Raw genomic sequence first — 6,586 nt, 5'->3', positions numbered from 1 at the left:
ACGACTCAAGGCCGACAACGACGCCGTCGTCCTCGCCGGCGGAGCCACCCGGTGGCGCGATCTGCCCGCCCCCGGCCGTGAACTCGACGGCATCCACCAGGCCATGGAGTACCTGCCCCTGGCCAACAAGGTGCAGGAGGGCGACCTCGACCGCGCGCCCATCCACGCCGAGGGCAAGCACGTCATCGTCATCGGCGGCGGAGACACCGGCGCGGACTGCGTCGGCACCGCGCACCGTCAGGGAGCCGCGTCGGTCACCCAGCTGGAGATCATGCCCAAGCCCCCGACCACCCGCCCCGACCATCAGCCCTGGCCCACCATGCCCATGCTGTACAAGGTCACCAGCGCGCACGAAGAGGGCGGCAAGCGGATCTACTCCGTCAACACCCTGGAGTTCCTCGGTGACGAGAACGGCCACGTCCGCGCCCTGAGGCTCGTCGACGTCGAACGCGGACCGAACGGCTTCGAACCCGTCGAGGGCACCGAACGCGAGATCCCCGCCGACCTCGTCACCCTCGCCATGGGCTTCGTCGGCCCGGAGAAGGAGGGCCTGATCGAGGACCTGGGCGTCGAACTCGACGGCCGCGGCAACGTCGTCCGCGACGGCGACTACAAGACCACCGTCGACGGCGTCTTCTGCGCCGGAGACATGGGCCGCGGACAGTCCCTCATCGTGTGGGCCATCGCCGAGGGCCGCTCGGCCGCCGCCGGAGTGGACCGCCACCTCACCGAGGGCACCACCCTGCCGGTCGCCATCCCGCCCACCGAGCGCCCGCTCGTGTAGGACACCGAAGGTTCGAAGCGAGAACGGTCGGGCGCGGGGGACTACCCCGCGCCCGACGTGCGTCCTAGGCTCGCCCCATGATCTACCGGCTGATCGGTGAAGGCGCCATGGTCCTGCACATGGCCTTCCTCGTCTACGTCGCCGTCGGCGGATTCCTCGCCTGGAAGTGGCCCCGCGCCTTCTGGCCCCACCTGGCCTGCGCCCTCTACGGCCTCGGCGTCACCGTGATCGGCTGGGTCTGCCCCCTCACCCGGATCGAGAACTGGGGACGCGAACAGGCCGGACAGACGGGCCTGCCCTCCGAAGGATTCATCGAGCACTACCTCACCGGCGTCATCTACCCGACCGAACACCTCCTCACCGCCCAACTCCTCGTCGCCCTCAGCGTCGCCGTCTCCTGGACCGGATGTCTCCTGCTGTACCGGCGCCGCCGACGCGCCCCCTCCGAGGACCCGGCGTAAAGATCGCGAATGGATCCCGCGCACGTCCTTCACCCGCAGGTCACACGGGTCTACGGTCGAGACATGACCGTTATGACCTGGGACTCGTACCGCGCAGCCGACCACTTCATCATGCGCAGCGCCCGGCTCATCGACCGGCACCGCTTCGCCTTCCACTTCCAGTCAGCGCCCGCACGACCCGTACACGCCGCCCTCGCCGCCCACCGAAACCTCGACGGTGGCTACGGCAACGGCCTCGACCCCGACCTCCGTGGCCATGGCAGTCAACCCGTCGCCACCGAGACCGCCCTGCGCTACCTCGACGAACTCGGTGCCATCCCCGAGGACATCGGACAGGGCATCTGCCTCTTCCTCGCCACCGCCGCCAACGAAGACGGCGGCGTACCCGCCGTGCTGCCCACCGTCCGCCACACCGAAGCCGCGCCCTGGTACCGGGGGACCGACGACTTCTCCAGCCGCCTCGACGTCACCGCGATGATCACCGGGCTGCTGCACAAGAACAACGTCGCCCACCCCTGGCGCGACCTCGCCACGGCCTACTGTTGGAAGACCATCGACGGACTCCACTGGACCGACCCGCACGAGGCCATCGGCATCTGCACCTTCCTGCAGTACGTGCCCGACCGGCCTCGCGCCGTGGCCACCATGAACCACATGGCCACCAAGATCCGCGCCGTCATCGACGTCCACCCCAGGGCCACCGGCCACGTGCACACGCCACTCGACCTGGCCTGCCACCCCGCCCACATCGCCCGCCCGCTCTTCACCGACGCCGAGATCATCCGCAACCTCGAAGCCTTCGAGGAGGAGCAACGCCCCGACGGCGGTTGGGACGCCTGCTGGGACCACTGGGACACCACCGCCACCCTCGAACGTCAAGGCATGCGCACCATCCAACGCCTGCGCATCCTGCGCGCCTACGGTCGTCTGGTACCCGACCTGCCCCACCCACGCCGATCCCTCTGACGGCACGAACGCGTGGCGCCCCGCACCGCACGCGGGGCGCCACACGATCGCGTGGCCTCACCCCAACGCCAGGACCCGCACCCCCGCGCCCTCCAACACCGCGCGCCCGACCCGCACCGGCGCACGGCCCGTCACCACACGCACCGCCCCCAGTGCGTTCGCGCCACGCGCGCCCGGCAGCACCCTCTCCAGCGCCTCCGCGTCGGCCCCGCCGAACAACACCTCGCCCACCAGGCCCAGGGCCCGGTCGCTCGCCCACGGCTCACGCCCCAACGCGTCCGCGAGATCCAACCCGTGCAGGAGCGACTCCACCACCCGGGTCACCAGGTACTCCGTGACCAGCATCGGATCACCGTGCCGGGTCACCATCGTGCGATCCTCGGGCACCCGCGCCAGACGCGGCCACAACCGCGCCCGGAGCCCGCCCAACACCCGCCCCGGCTCGGCGGCGTCCGACCGACGCTCGGCCCGCTCCAACGCACTGTCGACCCGGGCCCGGTCGACCTCCGGCGAGAAACGCACCCGCGGCGAGTAGTACCCCGCCGCCGACACCAGAGCGGCGTCCGGATCCGCCGCGCCCCCGTCCAGCGCCACCAACACCTGGTTCAACGAGCCCACCGTGTGCACCGACAACGCCGCCACGTCCCACGGCACGCATCGTGTCGACTTCACCACATCGGACTCCGACAATCCCGACAGCACCTCCTCCAAGGCCGCCACCTCGTCCGTCAGGGCCGCCACCACCACGCCACGCTCGAACAACCGGGCCCACCCTTCACCGACGGCGAAACGCCCACAGAACAACGACCCGAAGAAACCTGCGACGGCCCGCCGACCTCACCCCCGACCACCCGAACACCTCACGAAAACGGTCACCGAGGGTGACCGAATTCGCTCCCACTCCACCTCGTATACGTCCGTTCGCAACCTGGTTTAGACCACTCCATCCCTCGGACGCTCTAAAGTGATACATGTGACACGTCGAGCAAAGATCGTTGCGACCCTTGGCCCCGCCACCTCGAGCCCGGAGATCCTCCGGCGTCTCGTGGACGCGGGCCTGGACGTCGCCCGCCTCAACCTCAGCCACGGAACCCATGACGACCACCTCGCGAGCCTGACCAACCTCAGGCAGGCCGCGAAGGACGCCAATCGCGCGGTCGGCGTCCTCGCCGACCTCCAAGGGCCCAAGATCCGCGTCGGCACCTTCCCCGACGGGCCCATCGAACTCGAAGCCGGGGACGAGTTCACCATCACCATCGAGGACGTCCCCGGAGACCGGAACAGGGTTTCCACCACCTACAAGGGACTCCCCGGCGACGTTCGCCCCGGCGACCGCGTCCTCATCGACGACGGCCGCGTCGTCCTGGAGTGCACCAAGACCACCAGCACCGACGTACAGACCCGCGTCATCTTCGGTGGCCCGGTCTCCAACCACAAGGGACTCAACCTCCCCGGCGTCGCCGTCAGCGTCCCCGCGCTCACCGACAAGGACGAGGAGGACCTGCGCTGGGCCCTGCACCAGAACGTCGACATGGTCGCCCTCTCCTTCGTGCGCAGCCCCTCCGACGCCGAGGAATGCCACCGCATCATGGACGAGGAGGGCATCACCGTCCCCCTCATCGCCAAGATCGAGAAACCGCAGGCGGTCGAGCACCTCCAGGACATCATCGAGGTCTTCGACGGCGTCATGGTCGCCCGCGGCGACCTCGGCGTCGAGCTGCCCCTGGAGAACGTCCCGATGGTGCAAAAGCGTGCCGTCGAACGCTGCCGCGACAAGGCCAAACCGGTCATCGTCGCCACCCAGATGCTCGAATCCATGATCGGAGCCCCCCGGCCCACCCGCGCCGAGGCCTCCGACGTCGCCAACGCCGTCCTCGACGGCGCGGACGCCGTCATGCTCTCCGGCGAGACCAGCGTCGGCAAGTACCCCATCGAGACCGTCGAGACCATGGCGCGCATCGTGGGGGCGGCCGAACAGGAGTCCCTGCGCGCCTCGCACATCCTCAACCGGGTGCCCGAGACCACGGGTGGAGCCATCGCCCGTGCCGCGGCGGAGATCGGCGCGACCGTCGGCGCCAAGGCCCTGGTCGCCTTCACCATGTCCGGTGAGACCGCCCGGCGTCTGGCCCGCTACCGCTCGCCCATCCCGCTGCTGGCCTTCACCACCGAGGGCAGCACTCGTGGCCACCTCTCCCTCACCTGGGGAGTCGAGAGCAACCTGGTGCCCTGGGTCGACAACACCGACGACATGGTCCGCCAGGTCGAGAGCGAGCTCCTGCGGCTCGGCGACTACCACAAGGGTGACAAGGTCGTCATCGTCGCCGGCAGCCCGCCCGGAACCACCGGTTCCACCAACTTCCTGCGCGTTCACCGAATCGGCGACGCCGTCGCCCTGAACAACAACTGACGCGGGGCGCCCACGGCGCCCGAACCCACGGGCCGCATCAGGTCCGGCCCGGAGCCCGGCGGAATGAGCCACGCCGGAGCGTTCCGGGCCGACCGGTGCGGCGGGGGAGTGGACGGGCCGGTTCCGGCTCAGTCCTGGTTCGAGGAAGCGCCTTCGAACGGAACCCGCTCCAACGGCATGTCCCACGGCAACAGGTTCCACGGGCTGGCCGGGTCGTCGTCCAACAGACCCAGCGCCACCCACAGCCGGTCCGCGTCCTCGTGGTGACCGCCCACGCCCTTGTCCGGCCACAGCAGATAACCCGCGTGGAAGGCCGACGACAACTGCCCCCATGAGGAATACCGCCGCTGCAGGTCCGAGGCCACCCGCCGCAGGAGGGTCTGCGTCTCCACCGGACTCAACCAGTCCAGCGACGCCCCACCGCACACCAGACGGATGACGTGTACGGACTTCCACCACTGGTAGGCGCCGATCATCACGGTCTCGTCGCCCTCGGAGACCCCGGTGACCGACCGCAACCGCGCCACCTGTTCGTCGGACAACCGCACCATCGCGCCGGTGTCCTCACCGCCGTCGGGCAGACGCGAACGCGCCATCCCCGCCCGCAGGTCCACAGCCAGGTCCAGGCTCGGTCCGGAGTGCAGTTCCTCCAGCAGACGGTCGACCGCGGCCAACAGCGACTCGCGGTCCACCACCGACCACTGCTGCTCCAGCATCCGTCGGTAGCGACGTCGCAGGCTCGGCCGGGCCACCACGTCCCAAGGTTCGGCCAACGCCACACGGAACGGTGCCGCGACCGCCGCGGCCCATCGTTCGGTGCTCAACGGGGCGTCGGGCGTCTTGGTCCGGATCGCCGGTTGTTCACGCGAGCCCACCACCAATTCGGCGAAGGAGCCGGCGGCCAACGCGAGCATCGGAACGAAAGACCAGCCGGGAAGATCAAGGGCCACCAGCACGACCGCGAGCAACGCCACCGGAGTCCACAGCCACGGCTGGTGACGGCGGGAACCCCAGGCCACCACGACCCAGGCCCCGATCACCAGCGCGCCGATCACCCCGGCCAACGCGGTCAACACCCGATACCCCTCTCCTCACACCAAGCCCGTTCGGACAGGGCTACACGACATCAAGGATCGAGGACGGTGGAGCTTCACCGCGACCGAACCCACGGGTTGTGCTCAGGTTGTGGCCGTGATGTGACCGGTTCAGCGCGCTTGCACCCCCATAAAGTGACAAAAGGCCTATTTGGGGTCGAAATGGTCGGGTAGTTACGGAGGTTCTGGCCAGTCTGTCCGGCAACGACCAGAACCCCCGATAATCCACCTGGTTCGCAGGTCAGCCCAGCGCCTCCACCACCACTTGGGAGGCCTCCGCGATCAACGCGTCGTCGGACTCCGCGTCCTCCACGTCCCGAGTCGACAACACCGCGAGCACGATCGGGTCGCCCTCCTCCGGCCACAGCACGCCGATGTCGTTACGCGTCCCGTAACCACCGTTACCGGTCTTGTCGCCCACGACCCAACCCTCCGGAACCCCCGCCCGGATCAGGTCGTCCCCCGTGGTGTTGCGCACCAACAGGTCCACCAGGACCCCACGCCGATCCTCCGGCAACACGTCCCCCAACGTGAACGCCTCCAGGCTCTCGGCCATGGCCCGCGCCGAACTCGTGTCCCGTTCGTCCCCCGGGGTGGCCTCGCTCATCTCCACCTCGTACCGGGTCAGGTTCGTCACCTCGTCACCGGTCAACCGGCCCAACGCCTCGGTGAAGCCCTCAGGGCCCCCGATCTCGTCCAACAACAGGTTCGCCGCCGCGTTGTCGCTGTAGCGCACCGTCGCGTCGCACAACTCCAACAACGACATCCCCGAATCCAGGTTCTCCTCCACCACGGGGGAGTGCGGCACCAGAACCCCCTCGTCGAAGGTCACCACCCGCTCCATCTCCGCCAACGAGTTCTCCGAAAGAACCAC

General features: G+C 69.1%; 7 protein-coding genes. 4 read left to right on the top strand and 3 right to left on the bottom strand.

The features are described 5' to 3' along the window. The 3 genes from K8V84_RS13765 to K8V84_RS13755 form a co-directional block, all read left to right on the top strand. Nucleotides 1-784, top strand: a 784-nt coding sequence (locus tag K8V84_RS13765) for an FAD-dependent oxidoreductase (RefSeq protein WP_304074729.1), incomplete at its 5' end; no start/stop codon positions are given. 77 nt (nucleotides 785-861) lie between these two features. Beyond that, nucleotides 862-1,245 carry a DUF2784 domain-containing protein gene (locus tag K8V84_RS13760; protein ID WP_304074727.1) on the top strand — a complete coding sequence of 128 codons (384 nt, stop codon included), beginning with the start codon at nucleotides 862-864 and terminating at the stop codon, nucleotides 1,243-1,245. 72 nt (nucleotides 1,246-1,317) lie between these two features. Further along, nucleotides 1,318-2,211: a prenyltransferase gene (locus K8V84_RS13755; protein WP_304074730.1), complete on the top strand. Its 894-nt coding sequence runs from the start codon at nucleotides 1,318-1,320 to the stop codon at nucleotides 2,209-2,211. 57 nt (nucleotides 2,212-2,268) lie between these two features. Here the strand turns inward: K8V84_RS13755 and K8V84_RS13750 are convergent, their stop codons facing one another. Continuing rightward, on the bottom strand, nucleotides 2,269-2,973 hold the full coding sequence (locus K8V84_RS13750) for a maleylpyruvate isomerase N-terminal domain-containing protein (RefSeq protein ID WP_304074726.1): 705 nt from the start codon (nucleotides 2,971-2,973) through the stop codon (nucleotides 2,269-2,271). Nucleotides 2,974-3,184: 211 nt separating this feature from the next. On the opposite strand from K8V84_RS13750, the gene pyk reads away from it, so the two are divergent. Further along, on the top strand, nucleotides 3,185-4,618 hold the full coding sequence (pyk, locus tag K8V84_RS13745; RefSeq protein ID WP_304074725.1) for a pyruvate kinase: 1,434 nt from the start codon (nucleotides 3,185-3,187) through the stop codon (nucleotides 4,616-4,618). 128 nt (nucleotides 4,619-4,746) lie between these two features. Here pyk and K8V84_RS13740 read toward each other — a convergent pair whose 3' ends face one another. Together K8V84_RS13740 and bla are read right to left on the bottom strand one after the other, a co-directional pair. Beyond that, the gene (locus tag K8V84_RS13740; protein ID WP_304074724.1) at nucleotides 4,747-5,694 is read right to left on the bottom strand and encodes a DUF1266 domain-containing protein; all 948 of its coding nucleotides are present in this window, start codon (nucleotides 5,692-5,694) and stop codon (nucleotides 4,747-4,749) included. Nucleotides 5,695-5,953: 259 nt separating this feature from the next. Next, nucleotides 5,954-6,586, bottom strand: a 633-nt coding sequence (gene bla, locus K8V84_RS13735) for a class A beta-lactamase (RefSeq protein ID WP_304074723.1), incomplete at its 5' end; no start/stop codon positions are given.

Origin of the sequence: Nocardiopsis listeri (genome assembly GCF_020741345.1) — a bacterium.
In the GTDB taxonomy this organism is placed as follows: Bacteria; Actinomycetota; Actinomycetes; order Streptosporangiales; family Streptosporangiaceae; genus Nocardiopsis; species Nocardiopsis listeri_A.
Note: the sequence above shows the minus strand (reverse complement) of the source record. Positions and strands in the feature narration are given on the sequence as shown.